The following is an 18,678-nucleotide window of genomic DNA, read 5'->3' on the forward strand; positions in this document are numbered from 1 at the left end:
AGAAGGTAACGGATTGCGCACGGCCCGTCCAAGTTGTGGTTCAATCTCGCCGGAGCGATGCCAGGAGCGGCGCGCGGGACGCCGTGCGCGCCGCCCAGGCGCTGGCCGCCATCCCGCAGCCGGTGCAGAGCAGCAGGGTCAGCGCAAGTTGGTTCCACGGTGCATCCGATGCCTGCTGTGACGACCCCGCGAGTTGCGGTCCGACCGCCACGGCCGACGCCGCGATCCCGATGAGTAAGCCCGCCGCCAGCAGCGCGGCATTTTCCACGAGCACAAGGAACCGCAGTTTCACGCGGCTCATACCGACCGCTCGCAGCAGCGCCAGCTCGCGGCGGCGCTCCAGGACGCTGCGCAGCATGACCGCCGCGAGACCGAGCGTGCCCAGCACCAGACCCAGCCCGCCGAGGGATTGGAATGTTGACAAATAGGTGTTTTCTATCGCCAGGTAGCCCGCCAGCCGTGAGGCCGTGTGCGTCGCGTCGAAGCCGAGATAGGACAGATCGTGCTCCAGAGCCGACTCCACCTGCTCGGCGCGCTCCGGCGGCACGTCGATCAGAAAAAACGAATAGCCCGCGATGGATGGATACAGCCGCTTGAAGTTCGATTCGGCGATGATCAACTCGCCCTGCAACACGCTGCCGACCAGCGTGGCGACGAGGCGCAGCTTGACCGGCCGGCCGCGCTCGTCGACCGCGAGCCAGTCGTCGCCGAGCGACAACTTGAGCAACCACGTCGTGGTGTTGGCGTCGGCAATGACCGGAATCGCGCCGTCGTCGAACGTGCGATGGAGCAGCTTCCACGGATTCAGGCGCTCGGCGGGGGAGGCGTCGAGGTGTGAGGTGAAGGAGAATCCGCCGCGCCCGATCATCGCGTCGGTCGCCCCAAGGATGCGCGGGCGGCTCACGCGGTACAGGTTCTCGCAACTGGCGTCCTCGCCGGGTTGAACGCGAAACGACTGAATCGACGAGCCGCGAAGAAGTTGGGCAGTCTCCGGCGCGAGTCCGATCGTGGCGCGACTGCGCGGATCGCCGAGGTCCTCGGCGATCGGCGCGATGGACTGCGCCATCAGGGAGAAGCCGCCCAGGCCGCCGGACCGCGCGAAGTCCGTCTGGGTCACGTCGCGGCGGTAGAGGCCGACCGATATGACGACGAATGTCGCGCAGGCGATCAGTCCGCCGGCGAGCAGGCTGCGGCCGGGATGTCGCCGCGCGTTGCGAACACCCAGTCGTAGCAGGGCGCCAGAACCGGGGGCGATGGGGCGGCGCGAATCGGCGCGCATCCATGCGCGCAGCCCTGACAAGCCGGCGATCAGCACCAGCGCGCCGGCGCTGAAGAACGCCGCCGGCGCTCCCGTGGAGCCGCGTTGCGCGCCCAGTATCGCAACGAGGCACGCTGCTACCGCACACAGCACCGAGAGGCGCGTCGACCACGGCGAAGCTGCGCCGCGCGCCGTGGATGGCGATTCGATCTCGCCGGCCATCAGGGATCGAGCCGAGCGGCGCGCCATCCCGCGACTGCTCCACGCGATCATCGCGACGGCGGGAACGAATCCGGCGATCGGGCCGATCCACAGGGCGCTTCCATCGCAGTGCAGCGACAGAAACGTGACGCTCCCGGGCAGCGCCCACCACGTTTGCAATCCTGTCAGCATCAGCCACGCGTAGCCCAGTGCAGCGGCTGTCCCACCGGCTACGCCAACCAGCGCGAGCAGACCGCCCTCGATCAACAGCAGCCGCGACGCGGTGCGCACCTCGAAGCCCAGCGCCAACAGCAGGCCGATCTCCCCCGCGCGCCGCTCGATGCCGAGTCGAAAGATCAGAACGACCAGCAGGAACGCCGCGGCGATCAGAAACAGGCTGAATCCCAGAAACAACATGCCGAAATCGGTGCTGCCGGCCGCGGCGCGCTCCACCCGGCCGCGCAGATCATCAACGCGAAGGCCCATCTCGGACGGGTCCAGGCGGCGCAACAACTCCTGTTCGAAACGCGCAGCCAACAACGCCGGATCGCCTGACGCCCGCGGGCTCACGTTGCCGGCTTGGTTCGTGACGCCTTCCATGCCGGAGTTCGCTGGATAAACGTGTATTGAAGTCAACGTTCCGAACGGCGCATCGGCCTCGGCCCAAAGCCGCCGACCCGTCGTTAATGCGACGAAGGCCTTCGGCGTGGCACGATGTTTGTCCCAGTAGTCCTCGTCCTTCGGGCGTATACGCTTCATGTCCATGGGGAACGGCGCGTCCCACTCCGACAGGCGATTCGTCGTCGTGATGCCTTCGTACGTCGGCGTCAGTCCGGGGTCGGCTGCCGCGCCGGTCATTCGTACAATGCCGCGCAGCGTCAGCGTCGTCGTGGACTCTTCCAGCTTGCCGAATGGGCGGCTCACGAAGTAACGCAGTCGAAGCACGTCGCCGACCTTCGCGGCCAGGTCCTCCGCGGCCCACGTATTAATATAAATGTCGCCATCATGCAGCGGCAGCGCGGGCGAGCCATCGGAAAGCGTCAGCCCGCGCTCGGACTCGATGGCCGTTGCGACGGAGTACGGGATCCCCTCCGGCTGATCGGTCCGCGAAAGATCGTTCACGAGATAGGTCAGTATCGGATCAAGGACCACCCCCAGCGCCGCGGCCGCTTCACGTGCTGCTTTTTCGACGGGTGGTTCCAGTAGGATGCGCCGCGTCTCGAGCGAGACGTACCCTCGCGCCTCATCCACGCGGAGTGAGAGATCGTAATCCGCGAGCGTCGCTGCGCGCCGCAGCGCCGCCTCGATGACAGGCTCCCCGCGTTCCTGGAACGAGACGGCGCCAAAGTGAAGGATCGCGTTGACGCGGCCCTCCTGCCGAAGCCGCTTCTGCAATTCGGCGAGATCAACAAACGCGTTGAGCGGCAATTGGGTTCCGGGCGAAAGTGCCAGCCCGCCCAGCTCCGCATCAGCCGGCAGAATGCCCGACACGCGCAGTCGAAACTGCATCGCCAGATCGTCGCGCCGACCCAGCAGCGTCTCCGCAGGCACCACCTGCGCTTTGGCGACGGCGATGATCACCTCGTCGCCCGCCTTCGCGCCCAGCCGTCGCGCCAACTCCGCATTGAGCACCACGCCATCTTCCCGCGCGGGCGATCCGCCCGGCCCCGTATCGCTCACGGGCAGCCCGATCACCGTGACGCGGTTTTCCCGCGCGCGCGAATCCGCATGGGTGAGTTGCGCCGAGATCAGAATGCACGACCGCGCCCCGGACGCCGTGCCGCGCACCGATTCGGCAAGTTGCTGCGTGAAGAATCGCGGCGCGAGGACGGCTTGATCGACTCCGGCCAGCCGCTTCAGCGCCTGCGCATGCAGGCTGCCGCGCATCGAATCGCCCACCAGCAGCGCGCCGGTCAGAACCGCCGACCCCGCCAGAACCGACAGCACGACGGCCAAGTGGCTGCGCGCGTGATACGTCAGGCTGTGGCGAACAAGCCGGCCGATTGTCACACGAGGCTCCTAAGACAACGGCGTCAGTCGACCGCCGACCAGTTCGTATCGCCGCTTGAATTGATCGGCCAGCGCGCGGCTATGCGTCACCGCCACCAGCGCCGCGCGCTGCTCCGCCGCAACGTCGAGGAGCAATCGCGCAACGCCATCGGCCGATGCGCGATCGAGATTGCCCGTCGGCTCGTCGGCCAGCAGCAGGCGCGGCTGGTTGATCAGTGCACGGGCGATCGCCGTGCGCTGCCGCTCACCGCCGGAGAGTTCCGCCGGGCGATGATCCATGCGATCGGCCAGGCCCACGCGCGAAAGCAATTGCTCGGCACGCGTCAGGGCCGATGTCTGCGCTGGATCACGCTCGGCGGCGTCACGATCTGGACCGGCCAGCGCCGGAACGACGACGTTCTCCAGCGCCGTGCAATAGGGCAGCAGCAGGTGATCCTGAAAGACGAAACCGATCTGGCGATTGCGAAACGCTGCCAGTTGTGCTTCGGGGAATTCGAACGGGTCTTCGCCAGTAAGAAGGAGCCTGCCGCGGCTGGGTGGCTCCAGCGTGCCGAGGATCGCCAGCAGCGTGCTCTTGCCCGATCCGCTCGGTCCCATGATCGCGACCGTGTCGCCGGGGTGCAGTTCCAGCGAGCATTCGTCGAGGATTTGCAGCGATCCCCGCGGCGTCTCGTAGTCCTTGCCGATGGCCACGGCGGAGAGGACGGGTACGCGAAAGGAAGATCCGGGCGCATTCGGATCCGGCGTGGTCGGCCCCTGTGACGTCCCGTCCGTCATGGCATCCACCCGCGACCTCTAATCGACTATTCGACCCGCTGCACGTGCGCATTGTTCAAACACGCGCCACGCCGACTGGGCCATGATTGTATCAGAATAACGTGACCGCACCGCCTCGCGTCCAGCCTTTCCCAGGCGCTCCGTTTCCTCCGGTGCGTCCATCAGGTTCGCCAGCTTGGCCGCGAGATCACCCGAATCATGCGGCGCGAACAGCAGGCCTCCGCCCGTATCGCCGACCAGCTCGGGAAAACTTCCATGCGCCGGCTGCACGACCGGCACGCCCTGTGCCATGGCCTCCAGCACCGACAGCCCTTTGGCCTCGCGATAGATCGTCGGCACCGACAGCACGGTGCAGGCGCGCAGCAGATCGGCCTTGCCGGCGCGATCGACCTCGCCGCGATAGTCGATCCGATCCTCGTGGCCGGCGCGGCGCCAGGTGTTTCGCAAATTGTCAAAATATGAACGTTCGGGCCGGCCGAGGTAGCCACCAATGAGCAATCGCACGTCGCGGCCCTCGGCGCGAAGGCGGCTGAATGCGTCAATCAGCAGGTGCAGGCCTTTCTCCGGGCAGATGCGCGCCAGGTAGCCGACGGTGAACGTTGCCGGCCTCGGTCGAGGCGCCTCCGGACCAAAATCATCGGTATGCACGCCGAGCGGGACAGGGTGAATTCTCGCCGCGTCGATGGCGAATTCGCGGGACGCATAGTCGCCGTAATAGCGCGTCACCGCGATGAACGCGTCCACGTCGCGCTGCCGCGCGCGGATCAGGTCCAGAACGCGCGCCCGTTGTGCCGCGGGCAGCTTGTCGATGAAAATGTCCTCGCCGGTCAGCGTGCAGACAACGCCGACGCCCAGCCGCCGTTTGATCTCGCGCGCCAGGCCGACGAAGAACACATCCGGCAGATGAACCACGTCCGGCTCGAACGCGCCGACCGCCTCAATCAACTCATCCAGTTCCACCGAGAGCGGCCCGCGCTCGCCCTCCAGCACGGCCGCCGTCAAATCGCCCGCGACCGCGCCGGATGTTTCGCCCGCCCAGCGCATCACGCTTCGCAGCAGCGACGGCGCATCCAGCATCCGTCGCAGAAACGCCGGGACACGCCCAAAGAGCGGCGATTTGTTCTGGAGGTAAACGTTGATACCGCCGTACAGCACGCGCGACTGGCTCACGTCGCGCTCGTCGGTGCGGATCGGCGTGAACACCGGTACGAGGACCACCTTGCGACCCTGGCGAATCAAGGCCGCCGCCAGCGTGTTATCGCGCATGCAACTGCCGCAGAGCATGCCTCCGGCGCCGGCGGTGAGGTAGGCCAGTCTCATTCAGATGCTGCCGCGAAGTGGCACAAAAAAAGCGGGCCGCCCGGATTCGGACAGCCCGCGCGCGATTCAAGTTTCTCCCGCCGTCCGTCAAACATCGAACCATGCGGGTGTCCGTCGCAGCAAGGGCTAGCGGCGGCGGCGAAGCACGAGGCCGCCCAGCATGAGCAGGGCCGCCGTCGCCGGCTCCGGCACAAAGGTCGTATTGACGACGCAGACGTAGTCAAACACGATCGGCTTGTCGGGCTGTGCCGGGTTGCCGATGGCGCCGACGCCGGACCAGTTCTGCGCGATGCGCGACGCGCCAAAGTCAATCTGGCCAGACGAACTGCTGGGCATGACGACCGGCGAGACGAGGCCGAACATGCTCAAATCGTTTTCGAATGTGATCGAATAATCTTCGCTGGTGGTGAACTCTCCGGTGGCGGCGTTGTAGCTGCCGCTCGACGAACCGGGCACGATGCTGACCGTGATCGCGCCGGTCTGGATGCCGCCCGGCAGTTCGATCGAATCGATGAATTGCAGGTAGCTGTCGAACTGCGCCGTGCCGTTCACGTCGTCATAGCTCAACGTAAAGTTCGTGCTGGAAATCTGCCCGCTGCGCGGTCCGCCGTACTGGGCCGGAAAGTTCAGCGTGAAGAAATTCGGCTGGCCCGGATCATGCACCGCCGAGAGGGCGATCATTCCGGCCTGCGCGGCCGATGCCAGGGTTACGACGCCAAGGGCCGCCGCCAGGACTTTCATCTTCAACATGCAGGATGCTCCTTTCTGAAAACGACTCGCGCAAGCGTGTTGGGTCGGTAAAGCCGGAACTATAGCCGATTCCCGCTCCTTTGAAAAGCAACGCAAACCTCACACCGGCTTCACGAAATTCAGGTCAGCCATCGGGTTGGTCCTCTTTGAACCGCACGCTTGCCACGCAACGCACGGCCGATCACGCCGGTGGCTTAATTCCTGCTCGGTGGGCGACCCGGACCTTCTCCAAAACACAGGATGTCCCCGTCCTCTGTCCCAATTACGAGACAGCCACCCCCGACGGCCGGGGACGCCGTCACGGGCGAACCGGCTTCGTACCGCCACCGCTCCTCGCCGCTGCGAAGGTCCAGACCGTACACGTTCCCGTCCGATGAGCCGACCCAGACCCGATCCGCCGCCACCACGGGCGACGAATCGACGCGGCCCCGCGTGCGGAACTGCCAGCGCGGCTTGCCGGTCTTCCGGTCCAGCGCGTGAACGAATTTGTCGCGGCTGCCGATGATGACCAGTTCCTCCGTAACGGCCGCCGATGCGTAAAACGGAAAATCGCGGTCCTTGTTCGTGAACGTCCAGCGTCGTTCGTTACGCTTCAGATCGATCGCCAGCACGTCATTGCCGAACGTTCCGACGTAGACCGCGTCGTCCACAATGGCCGCCGAGCATCCGGACACGCTGCCGAGGTCCACCGCCGCAATCGATTTTCCATCGGATAGTTGCAGCACGTGGAGCTTCTGATCGCAGCCGGCGACGACGACCTTTCCATCCGAGACACCGGCGCTGCCGTGAACACGACCATCCGTGAGGTGCTTCCACAAAAGCGAGCCGTCGGTGAGCTTCAAGCAGTAGACGTTGCCATCGTAGGAGCCGAACACGACGCGATCGCCGGAGCAAATGGGCGAACTGATGTTCTCGGCCTCGGAGCGAAAGGACCATCGCCGCGTGCCGTCGGCCCGATTGAGAGCGTGAAAGCCGCCGTCCTCGTCGCCGTAGAGCACAAGATCGCCGCAGACCGCGGGGGACGATTGAATCGTCGGCGGGATGGCTTGGCTTGTTGAAGCCGGACCGCTCGTGGTGCGCGAGGCAGGGGTCTTCGCGGCCCAGACCACGCCGCCATCCGAGAGTTTCAGCGCATAGAGCGTGCCGTTGTCGCAGCCGACGTAGACGACGCCGTCAACGATGGCGGCGCTGGAGCCGATCGGTTCGCCGGCGGAAAATTTCCATCGCAGTGCGGGCTTGTCAGGAACGGTCGAAGTTGCCACGCCGGTGAGGCGTTCGTTTCCGCGAAACGAAGGCCAGTCCGACGGACCGAGTACTGCGGCGGTCATCCATACGAGAGTCGTGATCGTCGTCATCGTCGATTCAGCTTGCAGAAGACGCGCTGGGCTGGTTGAGTGATCTCAACTCGGTTTGAATCGTAGCACCAGCGCCGCGCCGCCGGCCGCGAGGAGGATGCCAACGTAAAAAAGCGGGCTGGGCGCATGCTGCGGTTTGTGGAAGAGCATTCCTACGAACGTTGCCACGATCGGCGCGCCGGCGAAGACCAGCGGCGGAACCGTCAGCGGCGTGCCGCCCGTGCGCAGCGCGTAGATCACGCAGAGCGCTCCCACCGCGCCCAGCACGCCCGCCAGCGTCGAAATCGTCATGCCCTTGTTGGAGAACGACATCGGCTCGGCCTTGCCGATCGTCAGCGCGAGGCCGGGGATGATGACCGCGACGAGGCAATACGCCAGCCCGACAAACAAAAAAGCCCGGATCGGGCCTTTCGGCTCGAAGCCCATCTGGCCGCTATGAATCGTCGGCACGTACGCACCCCACGACAGCACCGCGCCGAGGACAAACCAAAGGTAGGCTTTCATTTCAGTGTTTGCTCCGTGTCATGCCGTCAGTTTCGCGCGGACGCTCGCCGGGATCGCCACCGAGCGAAACACGCCACCGGGGAGCAATTCGCAGCAGACGGCCCGCGTCCGCCCGCGCGCCAGCCGCTGCCCGGCCTTGCTGAACAGCACTTCGTACGTCATCGACTTGTCCGTCAGATCGGTAATCGTCATCGCGAGATCAATCTCGTCCTCGAAGCGCAGCGGGCCGAAATACTCGCAACTGGTCATGACCCGCGGCCAACTGATCGTCGCGCCGTCCACGTCCTGAATCACGCTCATCCCGCGCGAGCGAAAGAAGGCGTGCTCGACCTCCTCCATCCAGCGGTAATAGTTGGAAAAGTGCATCACACCGGCGACATCCGTCTCGGCGAAGGTCACGCGACGCGTCATGGAAAACTCAACGGGCATGGACGACCTTCCCAAAAAAACGCTCGATCGTCGCGTCCGGCGGTCGTGGCGTGACCAGCGACACCAGCACCAGTGCCGTCGTGGAGGCGCCTATGACAAACGTCACCGGCATCATCCCGGCGACCAGGTGGTCGCCTTTGCTTTGCAGATCGGATCGCATGAAGAAATACATCCCGACGGCGGCGGCCGTGAGGATGCAGGCATAGGCACCGGCCTTGGTCACGCGCTTCCAGTACAGCGCGCCGAATACCAGCGGCGCCAGTGCGGCGAAACCCGTGAAGCACCAGGTGCCCAGCGCGAAGACGCTTGTCCCACGCGAATACAGCGCAAGGATGTAACAGGCCGCGACGATTGCGACGATGAAGATGCGCCCGATGAACAGCCGCTGGCGATCGCTCAAGTTATCATGCCCGATGTAGTGGCCGACAATGTCATTGGTGAAAATGCTGCCCAGGCAGAGGAACTGCGAATCAAGGCTGGACATGATTGCTGCGAGCACGCCGGCGGTGAGCAGGCCGCCCATGACCGGCGGAGCCAGCTTTCGCACCATGACGGGCAGCACGGCGTTCTGGTCGGCGAAATCAGGCGGGATCAGCATCTTGCCGTCCGGACCCAGGGCCGACGTCGCCCAGACGCCGATCAGCACACACGGCAGCCATGTCAGCATCATCAGCAGTGGGTGCGCCACAATCGACAGGCGGAAGGACTTCGCATTCCTGGCCGTGAGCCAGTGTTGGAACAGATGCGGGAACATCGCGACGCTGAATGGAATGAAAATGTAGGTAATAAACCGCAGCGGTGTGATTTCATCCGGCTCGCGCGGCTTGATCGCCGACGCGCCGGCGTTGTACGCGGCCAGTTTCTCCTCATAGACGCGATGATCGTCCTCGGTGGCGGCGAGCTTCAGGTAGGACGGATTGTACGCGACGACTTGCCGCGTGGCGGCGACCGGTCCGCCGAGCTTGTTTGAAATAAATACAAACGTAACAATTCCCAGCACAACGAAGATCACCGTCTGGGCGGCATTGGCCCAGGTCGCGCCGCGCACCCCGCCGAAAAAAATGTAAATCAGCACGACGACGCACATGATCGCGCCGCCCAGCCCGTAGGGAATGCCGCCGGCCGTTGCCTCGAATACCTGCGGGAACGCGCCGACGGTGATCTTCTCGATGGCGGTCGCTCCGCCGACGATGCCCATGAGAATGTACGGCGTCACCAGGCCGATCAGTGCCGGGAAGAGCAACAACCCCAGCTTGTCCGACACGAAGCGGTCGCGAAAGAACTGGATCTGCGTCTGGTATCCGAACCGCTTGCCGTACCCCCAGAGCTTGATGCCGATCAGGAAAAAACAGAACGAATGAAAGATCCCAGACCACGAAACCATCAGCCCATAAACGCCGATGCCGCTCTTGAACGCCTCGCCGCTGCTTCCGATGATCGCGAAACTCGTCATCGTCGTTCCGAAGAGCGACATGAGCAGCAGGAACGGTCCAATGCCGCGCGACGCCACGAAGTAATCCGCCGTCGTACCACGCGACAGCCGACCGCTCAACAGCCCGATCCCGATGAGCATGACCATGTAGACGCCGATGACGAGGCAGCAGATCTGGCCGGCGTTCATCGCGACTCCTCTTCCACGTTATCCAGATGAGTCGGCCAGCAGTACGTCATCGCCACCAGACCCAGCGCCGCGGCACAAAGCGAAATGCCGACGTGCCAGGCGAGCCCGATGGGGACGAATCCCAGCACCAGCGGTTCATGCGTGTGCCACCACCAGAAATCCTGGTGCGCGGCGATCAGCAGCAAAAAGAAGAGGATGACGACTTTCTTCATGGGGATGCGATCTCTTCGTCCACCGCGATGCCTTCCGGCAGCGTCAGATGCCGCGCCATGGTATCAAACAACTCCCCGAGATCGTCGTCAAATACATCTCCGATCAATACGCGCGTCACCGCATCTTTCAAATGCGGGTACTGCCGCACGAACCCGCCGAGGCTGAACGTCGGTTCGTAGTATGCATACACCAGCATGCGCACCCGGTGCATGCCCTCGGCCAGCTTCCTGCCGTATCGCCCGAGGCTCGCGGCCGACGTATCGCCAGACGCCAGGGCCGCATCGATCGCGTCCGACGCGTACTCGCCGCTCTTCAACGCCAGCATCACGCCCGACGAGTAGAGCGGATCGAGGAACCCGAAGGCATCGCCGACCAGCAGCCAGCCGTCGCCGGCCGACCGCCGTGAACGATACGAGAAATCCGCGGTCGTATAGATTGGCCTGACGCGCTCGGCCTTCACCAGCCGCCGCGCCAGGCCCGGCGTGTTGGCGATCTCCTCGTCGAGGATCGCGCCGGGGTCGTCGCCGCGCCCGTTGTACAGGTAATTCGGCGGCGCCACGACGCCGATGCTCGTGAGATCGTCCTCCAGCGGGATGAACCAGAACCAGCCCTGCCGGCCGGGCAGCGCGATCACCAGCGTCGCGCCGGCGTTGCGGCCCTCGTCGCGCTGCGCCCCTTTCCAATAGCTGTAAATCGCCGCGTTCTTGAGCTTCTCGTCCCCGTAACGCAAGTTGAGCTGACGCGAAATGAGACCACTCTGTCCGGTCGCATCAACGATCACCGGCGCTCGCAGCTCGCGCTCCTCGCCCTCGATCACCCCGCGCACCCCGACCGCGCGTCCGCCGTCGAACATCACCTCGCGCACGTTGGCCCGCTCTACCACCTCCACGCCGCAGGCCCGCGCGTTGTCCAGCATCATCTGGTCAAATCGCGCCCGGGACACCTGCCAGGTCGTCGACCACGGGTTGGGATCGCGGTCGGAGAAGAAGAACGGCGCCGAGTCCTTCCCCGTCGCCGAGACAAACTGCACGCTCTCCTTGCGCACGAAATCCGACTGCTTCATCGTCTCGAGCACGCCGAGCTTTTCAAATACAAACCACGTATTGGGCATCAGCGATTCGCCGATGTGATGCCGCGGGAACTTTGACCGCTCCAGCAGCAGCACGCGGCGGCCACGCTTCGCCAGCAGCGTCGCTGTCGTCGCGCCAGAAGGCCCGCCGCCAACCACGATCACTTCCGGATTGGATGAAACGCTTGCCATCGTGCGATTCGCCGAGAAAAACTCGCCAGGTGAGGCCGGGGGTCAGGATGGGTTATTCGCCGGTCGTGCCGCTGACCACTTCGAGCAGCTCTATCGCCGGCTGGGTATCGTAGTGGATTACCGCCAATCGGCCATACGTCGCCGTGAGGCCGGGCCGGAAGTGCTTCATAAACGGGGCGGTCGGGGCGAATCGCAGGTAGAACCGCGGCTCGACGCGCCGCAGCACATTGTGCCGGATCAGAACTTCACCCAGCGGAGCGACCTGGTCGAGGATGTCGCGCTTCACGTCGGCCGCGATCTGCCGCAGGTCGATCCGCACGATGCCGAATTCCACCGCGCCGGGCTTGTCCTTCGGGCGAAGCAAGATCATCCGGCGATACGAATCCCCGTCCCGCCGAGACGACAGCACCGACAGCGCCACCGCTCGGCCGCAATGCCGCTCCAGCCGCGTGGTCATGTGTTCGGAGTGAACCAGCAATTGGCGAAACGGATCGGGCACCATCGCGTCGGACACGATCATCGCGGCGGCGTCCAGCGAGGCGATATCAACAAGCCCCTCGCACAGCGCGCGCAGCATCGCGCGGTGTTTCGTTTCGCCGGAGGTTTGACTTGGCGTACCCACGTCCATCAAGTGTAACGGACTCCGCGGAACCGGCTTTCAAAGAAAATGGGAAGCAGGGCGTCCACGTGAAGCAGCCCGCGGCGCGTCAGGCGAATCTCACCGTCCAACAACTCGGCGGCTCCCTCGGCGACCAACTGATTAAACGATTCAGCAAAGGCCTCGGTGATGTTCATGCCGAACTTTCGGCGGAAATACTCAAGCTCGACCCGGCCTGTCTTCAATTGCAGGATCAGCTCGCGGATCAGACGCTGATGGGGCGTCATCGGCAGGGCGCGGGCCAGCGGTAGCTCGCCACGGTGAATCGCCGCAAGGTAATCGTCCCACTGGTCGGCATTCTGAAAATGCACACCCGCAAACTGCGAGAACGACGCCACGCCCGTGCCGATCATGTCGGCTCCGTGCCACAGCGAATCGCGATAGACGAATCCGGCGTGGCGATCCCTGCGAACCAGCGTATAACCGCTGGAAATCTCGTAACCCGCCGACTCGAACGCGCGGAACGCCTCGTCCACCCAGCGACGCTTTGTTGCCCAGTCGGCCACAAGCGGCGTGGTCCCGCTGGCCTTCGCCTCGCGCGAGAAAACGGCATTGTGCGGAAGCTCCATCTGGTAAATCGTCACGCTGTCCGGGGCAAGCTTCACGGCCTTTTCAACCGTCTCGCGCCACGTCGCATCCGCGTCGCCCACCATGCCGGCGATCAAATCGATGTTGATTTGCGGAAAGCCCACGTCCCGCGCCCAGTCGTATGCACGAAAAATCTCCGGCGACTTGTGCGCGCGCCCGTTCGCCTCCAGCACCGCGTCGTCGAAGTGCTCCACCCCCAGGCTCAACCGCGTCACGCCCAGCGCGCGGATCGTGCGAAGCTTGCTCTCTTTCAGCGTGCCGGGTTCGCATTCGAACGTCACCTCGCGCGCCGCGCTCCAGTCCCAGTGCCCACGAATGCGATCGACCAGCCGGTTGAGCTGCTCGTTGCTCAAGAACGATGGCGTGCCGCCCCCAAAATAGACAAATTCAAAGTTACGGCCCGCCAGCCCGCCGCGCTCCGCGTACAGCCCCACCTCCCGCGCCAGCGCCTCGGCATACGCCTCCACCTCGTCGGCGTTCTTGTCGGTGTACACCCGGAAATAGCAGAACTTACACCGCTTGCGGCAGAACGGAATGTGCAGATACAGCCCCAGCGGAGGAGGCTCGGCGACCGGCCGGTCCAGCGCCGCCAGGGCCGCCGGGATGTGCTCGACCGACCACGCTGAAAACGGCGGGTAATTCGCCACGAAGTAGCTTCCCACTTCGGTCGGCGCCGGGTCGCCCGGTTGCGATGCCTGCGGTAACTCGATCATGGGCGGATTCCTCGGCATCGCCGTCGGGTCTGTATTGGAGCCGCTTTCAATCGCGGTTCCCCCTGAATCGCGGTCGCACAATCAACCGAGAGTTTAGTCGCCGCGCCCGACCGCTTCAAAAAGCCGATCCATGCGGTATCATGGCGCGACCGGGCGCGCGACGCCGCCCGCCTTTGCGAGGCACAACCGATGACAACCAGCATCTATCCGACAACGCGACGCATCGTCGCCGCTTTCTTCGTCCTGACGCTCGGCCACGGCATCGTCGGCTGTGACAAACAACCGGCCGCTCAATCGAACACCGCCGCCGCTCCGGCCGATGCCGCCGCACCCACCCCCGGCCACGCCCCGACCGCCAACCGCGAGACGCTTCTGGCCAAGCTCGCCAGCGCCGACGCCTTCGACGGCAAGACCGACAAAGTCGTTTCGAAGTGCGCCGGCTGCGCCCTCGGCATGGACGGCTCGGAGAAGTACACCGTGCAGTTCGAGGGGTATTCGCTCCACCTGTGCAACGAGGCCTGCCGCAAGCAGTTCGCCTCCGACACGGTCAACGCGGTGCTGGCGATGCGCGTGCCGGGCGCGAAACCCTAGGGCCGCGGCATGGCTTGGTTCTTTCTCATCGTCGCGGGGTTGCTGGAGATCGGCTGGGCCGTCGGCCTGAAATATACAAAAGGCTTCACCGTTCTCTGGCCCAGCGTCTGGACCCTCGCCGCGATGATCGCCAGCATGGGCCTGCTCGCCATCGCCGCCAAATCGCTCCCCATCGGAACGGCCTACGCCGTCTGGACCGGCATCGGCGCGGTCGGGGCGGCCGTGCTGGGCATGGTCCTGCTGGGCGAATCGCGCGACGCCGCGCGGATCGTCTGGCTGACCGTCATCATCGTGGGAATCATCGGCCTGAAGTTCTCAACCCGCGCGTCGTGACGCGCCGGCGGTGCATACCCCGCGGCAGCGCCGTAGGGTGCATCCTCGACGCACCACGAGAAACGGGTTCCGCCGCATCACTGCGGCGGCTCGGACCGGCACGAACCCGCTTCTTGACGGTTGCGGCTCGGTTCAATCGCGGCGACGCGGATCGCGCCAATGGAAGCGATCGCAAGACCGCCGTCGTCGCAGCAGCAACAGCGCCGGGGCGAGGAGCAGGGCCGAGGCCGGCTCGGGGACGTAGTTGATGTGAATGACCGGGTTGGGCCATTCGCCTCCGGCGATTTGGAAACCGGGGTTGGCGCCGAAGGCCACGTTACGCCGCGGGTCGGTAGGGTCGAACGGCTCAAAGCCGAAGAAGCCTTCCGACCCGGCGCGAAGCTGCGTCAGCGTGCCGGGGGCGACGCCGGCCTGCGAGGTCAAAATATAGCTATGCAGATTGTAAACCGTCGGCCCGGCCGGGATCGGGCTTCCGCCCTGCGGCAAACCGACAATGAGCGATGACAGCACGCCGTCGGGGCGGTTCTCAACTGGGGGCAGAAGATGATTGGTAAAGGGCGCCCCGCCACGCTTGTTTCAGAGGCTCAACTGCGTGGCCCCACCGGCCGGGTCGCGAATCCAGAGCGAATAGGAACCGAGCGTGCCGTCGTCGATTCTTACTCGTGTAGTAATGCGCCACTTGCACTCATTAACCGTCGCGTCGCAGCGGAGAAACAGGGAATCGCCTAGGATTCCCTGCTGGTCAATAAATGAGTTGGGCGATAATGCCTCGGCGCGCTGCCAAACCCATATTGCTGCGTGCGCGTACGGAATTGCAGTGAACGAGATTATTGTACTGAGTAGAGCCCTTCCTAAGCGCATTATACGACTCCTTGCGAGAATCCCTATGAACCTGTTGTGAACGAACGCTGAACACTTGATGTTGTATGTCCGCAACTGTCGTTTGAGATGACTCGCCAGTAGTACGTTGTGTTGGGTTGTAATGAGGGTGTCTGCCATTGATTTGCTGTGATACAGCACGGGACTGCCGGCGGGTCTTCCGATGAAGTGCCGAAAAGAATCTGATAGCAATCCGTCTCATCACTCGCGGACCACGTAAGCGTCACGTTGGTGGATACACCGGTCGCATTGTCCAAGGGAAGAAGCAGCGTCGGTATTCCGGGGTTGCCGTCGTTCGTTGGAAGGTTATCGGGAACACGACATTGCTCGGCGAGTTGCCGGTGATGAGCTGCGCGGCACGGAGCGCTGATCGTACGAGTCCAATGCCGGGTTGGACAGCGGGAGTCGACATCCCGCGTTGGCCATGACCTGATCGAACACCTGTTGCGGCATCAATGTCAGGTCAGCCCCGTCGTTGGGCATGGGCCACGTCGACGATCGCTCAAGAACGGCTACGGGTCGAAGCGAACTACGACGGTCCATTGGTCTGGCCTCCTGCGTCATACGACGCGCCAACGGGACAGTTCTCGCCGCCCGATTGCCCGTATGGGCGGCAAGCCCGCCTCCACAAGATGACAGCAGTATAACACAGTTGCCGAAGGCGTGTCAAGGGAAATTTTCGGACTGTTTGCGGTTTGCCATAAGCCCTGTGCCCGCCGCCGGTAACCGCACGCCACGTAGAAGCAGTGGCCGTGTGCCGGATAGAAGCCGTGAACCGTCAGTCGTATGCCAGAAGCCGTGAACCGTCAGCCGTATGCCAGAAGCCGTGAGCCAATAGCCGTGAGTCGTAGGCCGTGTGCCACGTCGTGGCCGTGAGCCGTGGTTCAGACAGTAGCCGTGAACCGTCAGCCGTGAGCAAAGGGCTATATGAAGTTTGATGTCAGCCTTTGGCTCTTAGCCAATCACTGCTTGCCAGCGTGCCTCCGCACCGTTTCCCAGTTTCGCGTTTCGAGTTCGTTTACCCTCGGCGGGTCCGATATGAACTGCTTGGGCAGGTCCGCATTCCGTGAATTGAAACAATTTGGGCGTTAACGAAAGTCCCAAACCACTCGGCCCGATAGGACCGCCGTCACTGCATTGCAGACCGGCGACGCCCCCGCGGCGGTTGTCCGAAACAAGGTCCGCAAGAGGGTGATGAAACAAACACAATCGTCGTCGCGATGAGCCGGGTGGCCGGCGACGACGAAAGACGGCACGCCAGGTCGTGTGCCGGGTCAGGCGGCGCAAGGAAGCGGGCCTGCGGGTTCAGGGAGGAATCCATGAGTCGGATTAATACCAACGTCTCGGCGCTTCAGTCCATTCGGACACTGATCAGCAACCAGGAAGACCTGGCGCTCCGGCTTGAACGCCTTAGCACCGGCGTGCGGATCAATCGCGGCGCGGACGACCCGGCCGGCTTGATTGCCTCCGAGTCTCTGCGGTCCGAGATTCGCGGTCTGACCGCCGCGATCGACAACTCGGCGCGAGCGATCAACGTCATCAGCACGGCCGACGGCGCGCTGGGCGAGGTCTCGAAGCTGCTGCTCGAGATCAAGAGCCTGGTGAACCAGTCGAGCAACGACGGCGCGTTGTCGGACGATGAAATCGCCGCCAACCAGCTCCAGATCGACTCGCTTCTGGAAAGCATCAACCGCGTGGCGAACTCCACGCAGTTCAACGGCAAGAAGCTGCTCAACGGCGAGCTGGCCTACACGATCAGCGGCCAGAACAGCACCGAGCTGCAACGCTTGCAGGTCTTCGGCGCTCGCATCCCGAACGGCCAGTCGCTGCAAGTCGCCGTGCAGGTGACGCAGTCGGCGCAAACGGCGGCGCTGGGCATCGGCCTGGGCGGCGGGAACGGTCTGTCCGCCAGCGGCGTGCTGTCGGCCGGCAACAACGTGACGATCGAGGTGCGCGGGCGACTGGGCACCGAGACCTTTACCTTCACCGGCGGAACCAATCTGGCGACCATCGCGGACACGGTCAGCAGCTTCAAGTCGCTTACCGGTATCTCCGCGACGGCCAGCGCGGGCGGCCTCTCGTTCAACAGCGTCGGCTACGGCAGCGATGAGTTCGTCTCGGTCCGGGCCATCAGCGGCACCTTCACGGTCAACCCCGGCGACCAGGGCGACACGCAGGATCGCGGTCGCGACGCGGGCGTTCTGATCAACGGTCAGTCCGCGAACGTCAAGGGCCTGATCGCCAGCATTCGATCGAGCGGTCTGGATGTCGTGGTCGACTTGTCCGCCGCGTTCGGAACATCCCTGGGTACGTCCACCTTCGCCGTCACCGGCGGCGGAGCGAACTTCCAGATCGGCCCCGAGGTCAACAGTGACGGCCTCGTCAGCATCGGTCTCCCGTCGATCACGACGGCCAACCTGGGCAGCTCGGTTGCGGGCTACCTGAATTCGATCGGCACCGGCGGCAGCAACACGCTGGCACAGCGTGGGTCGCTCCCAACGGCCGAAGCGATCGTATCGGCCGCGATTCGACAGGTTGCGATCTTGAGCGGACGGCTTGGCGGGTTCCAGGCGAACCAGATCGAGACGAACCTGAACAGCCGGCGCGTGGCGCTGGAGAATGTCAAGGCGTCGGAATCAGCGATTCGCGATACGGACTACTCGCAGGAAGTCTCCAACCTGACGCGGGCGCAGATCCTGGTGCAATCGTCCACCCAGATTCTGGGGCTGGCGAACCAGATCCCGCAGACCGTGCTGGCGCTGCTGCGGTAATTGCGCGAAACGCGGCAGCAACAAAAGAGGTTTTCGAGGCGGCCGACGCGCTCCATGCACGTCGGCCGCTTTTCTTTGCCGATAGTTCAGTAAGAAGCGATTCAACAATTGGGACGAACCGGCGAGCATGCTCGCCGGTTCCGCTCGCCGAGACGGGTGAAGACGATGACACCGCAACGAACTCAACCGGAATCATGCCGCAAACACGGGGTGATCCTGACGTGTTTTGTCGATGGTCGGAAGCGCTTTCGCGCCGTGCCGGTCCATCCGGAGAGCCCCGAAGCGATCAACGAATCGAACGAGCCGGTGGGGCCGGTGGAGTTGAGAGGCCTGCTCTCGGCGATCCGGCGCGCCGCGCCCTCGAGCGGTGACTGACCCGGCATGGTCGCCCCGCGCAATTTTTGCGCACCAAGCCATCGCCTCGCCCGATCGCTGACCGGGAGGGT

General features: G+C 64.2%; 17 protein-coding genes. 4 read left to right on the top strand and 13 right to left on the bottom strand.

All coding sequences use genetic code 11. The features are described 5' to 3' along the window. Positions 1–40 precede the first annotated feature (40 nt). The 12 genes from HRU71_11630 to HRU71_11685 form a co-directional block, all read right to left on the bottom strand. Positions 41–3,469, bottom strand: coding sequence for an ABC transporter permease (locus HRU71_11630; GenBank protein QOJ04092.1), 3,429 nt, complete (start codon positions 3,467–3,469; stop codon positions 41–43). Positions 3,470–3,478: 9 nt separating this feature from the next. Continuing rightward, entirely contained in the window at positions 3,479–4,246 is a 768-nt protein-coding gene (locus HRU71_11635; protein QOJ04093.1) for an ABC transporter ATP-binding protein, read from the bottom strand. A gap of 18 nt (positions 4,247–4,264) precedes the next feature. Then, positions 4,265–5,566 carry a glycosyltransferase family 4 protein gene (locus HRU71_11640; GenBank protein ID QOJ04094.1) on the bottom strand — a complete coding sequence of 434 codons (1,302 nt, stop codon included), beginning with the start codon at positions 5,564–5,566 and terminating at the stop codon, positions 4,265–4,267. Positions 5,567–5,692: 126 nt separating this feature from the next. Further along, on the bottom strand, positions 5,693–6,316 hold the full coding sequence (locus HRU71_11645; GenBank protein QOJ04095.1) for a PEP-CTERM sorting domain-containing protein: 624 nt from the start codon (positions 6,314–6,316) through the stop codon (positions 5,693–5,695). Positions 6,317–6,510: 194 nt separating this feature from the next. Next, positions 6,511–7,671 carry a PQQ-binding-like beta-propeller repeat protein gene (locus HRU71_11650; protein QOJ04096.1) on the bottom strand — a complete coding sequence of 387 codons (1,161 nt, stop codon included), beginning with the start codon at positions 7,669–7,671 and terminating at the stop codon, positions 6,511–6,513. Between the two features lie 45 nt (positions 7,672–7,716). Then, positions 7,717–8,175: a hypothetical protein gene (locus tag HRU71_11655; GenBank protein ID QOJ04097.1), complete on the bottom strand. Its 459-nt coding sequence runs from the start codon at positions 8,173–8,175 to the stop codon at positions 7,717–7,719. Positions 8,176–8,193: 18 nt separating this feature from the next. Then, positions 8,194–8,604, bottom strand: coding sequence for an acyl-CoA thioesterase (locus HRU71_11660; GenBank protein ID QOJ04098.1), 411 nt, complete (start codon positions 8,602–8,604; stop codon positions 8,194–8,196). Continuing rightward, positions 8,594–10,225, bottom strand: coding sequence for a sodium:solute symporter family protein (locus HRU71_11665; protein QOJ04099.1), 1,632 nt, complete (start codon positions 10,223–10,225; stop codon positions 8,594–8,596). The genes HRU71_11660 and HRU71_11665 overlap by 11 nt, the downstream gene beginning before the upstream one ends. Then, positions 10,222–10,437: a hypothetical protein gene (locus HRU71_11670; GenBank protein ID QOJ04100.1), complete on the bottom strand. Its 216-nt coding sequence runs from the start codon at positions 10,435–10,437 to the stop codon at positions 10,222–10,224. Before HRU71_11670 ends, HRU71_11665 begins: the two co-directional genes overlap by 4 nt. Further along, complete coding sequence (locus HRU71_11675; GenBank protein QOJ04101.1) at positions 10,434–11,699, bottom strand: tryptophan 7-halogenase; 1,266 nt, start codon at positions 11,697–11,699, stop codon at positions 10,434–10,436. The genes HRU71_11670 and HRU71_11675 overlap by 4 nt, the downstream gene beginning before the upstream one ends. Before the next feature lie 52 nt (positions 11,700–11,751). After that, entirely contained in the window at positions 11,752–12,276 is a 525-nt protein-coding gene (locus HRU71_11680) for a hypothetical protein (protein ID QOJ04102.1), read from the bottom strand. Between the two features lie 50 nt (positions 12,277–12,326). Beyond that, positions 12,327–13,658, bottom strand: a complete 1,332-nt coding sequence (locus HRU71_11685) for a coproporphyrinogen III oxidase family protein (GenBank protein ID QOJ04103.1) — start codon at positions 13,656–13,658, stop codon at positions 12,327–12,329. Between the two features lie 189 nt (positions 13,659–13,847). Here HRU71_11685 and HRU71_11690 point away from each other — a divergent pair, with 189 nt between their 5' ends. Beyond that, entirely contained in the window at positions 13,848–14,249 is a 402-nt protein-coding gene (locus HRU71_11690) for a hypothetical protein (protein QOJ04104.1), read from the top strand. Between the two features lie 9 nt (positions 14,250–14,258). Next, positions 14,259–14,582, top strand: a complete 324-nt coding sequence (gene sugE / locus HRU71_11695) for a quaternary ammonium compound efflux SMR transporter SugE (protein QOJ04105.1) — start codon at positions 14,259–14,261, stop codon at positions 14,580–14,582. 132 nt (positions 14,583–14,714) lie between these two features. Here the strand turns inward: sugE and HRU71_11700 are convergent, their stop codons facing one another. Beyond that, entirely contained in the window at positions 14,715–15,092 is a 378-nt protein-coding gene (locus HRU71_11700) for a hypothetical protein (protein QOJ04106.1), read from the bottom strand. Positions 15,093–16,780: 1,688 nt separating this feature from the next. On the opposite strand from HRU71_11700, the gene HRU71_11705 reads away from it, so the two are divergent. Together HRU71_11705 and HRU71_11710 are read left to right on the top strand one after the other, a co-directional pair. Further along, a complete protein-coding gene (locus HRU71_11705; protein ID QOJ04107.1) occupies positions 16,781–18,232 on the top strand; it encodes a flagellin in 1,452 nt (483 codons plus the stop codon). A 165-nt stretch (positions 18,233–18,397) separates the two neighbouring features. Next, the gene (locus tag HRU71_11710) at positions 18,398–18,607 is read left to right on the top strand and encodes a hypothetical protein (protein ID QOJ04108.1); all 210 of its coding nucleotides are present in this window, start codon (positions 18,398–18,400) and stop codon (positions 18,605–18,607) included. Positions 18,608–18,678 lie beyond the last annotated feature (71 nt).

The organism is Planctomycetia bacterium (assembly GCA_015200345.1).
Taxonomy (GTDB): domain Bacteria; phylum Planctomycetota; class Phycisphaerae; order UBA1845; family UTPLA1; genus PLA3.